A 334-nucleotide genomic window follows, 5' to 3' on the forward strand; every position below is an offset into this window, starting at 1 on the left:
AGCCTGCGAACCTCCGATACGAATGTCGAGACCGCATCCGGCGACCATCTCCTTCAATCTCATCCGCCCTCCGCACGAGGCCCTGGTGATGAGCGGGGCCGAAAACCGAGGGGGAAGCGCATCACACTGCGCGACATTGAACAAGGTGCAGCGCATGACCTGATCGCGCGGCGCCTCGCCCTTCGGGCCATCCGGGCTCCGGCTTGGATTTTCAAAGACCGGGCTCCCCAAGAAGAAGGCGGCGACACCCCGCTCACCTCGGCGCACCGTTCCACCAACCGCGCGGGCTTGTTGGAAGGTGAGCCAACGATGATCGACGTAGCCTCGGTCAATT

1 protein-coding gene is annotated in these 334 nt (G+C 63.5%); it reads right to left on the reverse strand.

Annotated elements, in window-relative coordinates:
• On the reverse strand, window positions 1-333 hold a 333-nt coding region (locus WG901_RS23825), incomplete at its 3' end, for an ArdC-like ssDNA-binding domain-containing protein (protein WP_417604007.1).
• Window position 334: the final 1 nt, after the last annotated feature.

This window comes from Novosphingobium anseongense, from assembly GCF_037482895.1.
GTDB lineage: Bacteria > Pseudomonadota > Alphaproteobacteria > Sphingomonadales > Sphingomonadaceae > Novosphingobium > Novosphingobium anseongense.